Here is an 877-nt window from a genome sequence, read left to right as displayed (position 1 = left end):
CTAACGCCTAAATCAGGTGCGCCGTAGGCGTCACCTGGATTTTCTTGTTAGCCGCGTATTACTGGAAGTTTTCTATGATTTTTGGGTTAACACATTCACGAAGGAACTTATTCATTGGAGCCATGTCACCAGAGCTGTAGAACTCGAGCATTAGCTGGTTGAATTCTTTCTGTCTTTTGGCTGGAACATTAATAATTGGGTAACCAGCTTCAAGAAGAATGCCATTCATCATGAACCTGCCCATGCGTTTGTTCACATCCCAGAAGAGTTGAGCTCGTGCCATTCTCAGAAATGCAGTAATTGCCCGATCATAGATGTCACTACATGAACTAACTTCTTTTTCAATATCACCCCATACTTTCTCCAGTTCTTTAGGGGAAGGTGGCTCGTAGTCTGAGCCACTGATAGTAACGTTACCAGTGCGGAAAGCTCCCCATTCTAAAGCCTCTTCCTTACCAGCAATTTTATGAATTTCTAAAGCTGTTGGTTTTGAAAAAGAAAAGCTTTTTTCTGAAACCATTTCAAAAAGGTGTTTCCATGCATCAGCCTGATTCAAAGCCATGTTCTGATCGCTGATTTTGTGACCACCAACAGTTATTCCATCCAGAAGTGTTTGTACTTCTGGCAGGGTCATCGCCACACCTTCAAGGTTTACAGCATCATAAACGAGGGACGGAACATCACGAACGGCAAGCTGCTTGGCCATCGCAGGATTAGGGCTCATTCCCCAAACTGTATCTTTTGCCGTTGTCATTTGCGTATCTCAAGAATTCTATGGAAATTCTTACCATTATATCCGTACGAGCATTTCACGTCATGCTGTGCTGGATGTCTGGGTAGCGGCTAACGCCCGCATCAGGTGCGCCGAAGGCGTCAC

General features: G+C 44.6%; 1 protein-coding gene. It reads right to left on the bottom strand.

What is annotated here, in order from left to right; all coding sequences use genetic code 11:
• Positions 1 to 58: 58 nt before the first annotated feature.
• Positions 59 to 754 (bottom strand): Fic family protein, encoded by a 696-nt coding sequence (locus ACY2RQ_RS19475; RefSeq protein WP_490114675.1) that lies wholly within the window; start codon positions 752 to 754, stop codon positions 59 to 61.
• Between the last annotated feature and the right edge of the window lie 123 nt (positions 755 to 877).

It is taken from the genome of Parendozoicomonas sp. 209JJ7-1 (genome assembly GCF_058147085.1).
The sequence above is the reverse complement of the archived record's forward strand: the minus strand, read 5'-3'. Positions and strand labels throughout refer to the sequence as shown.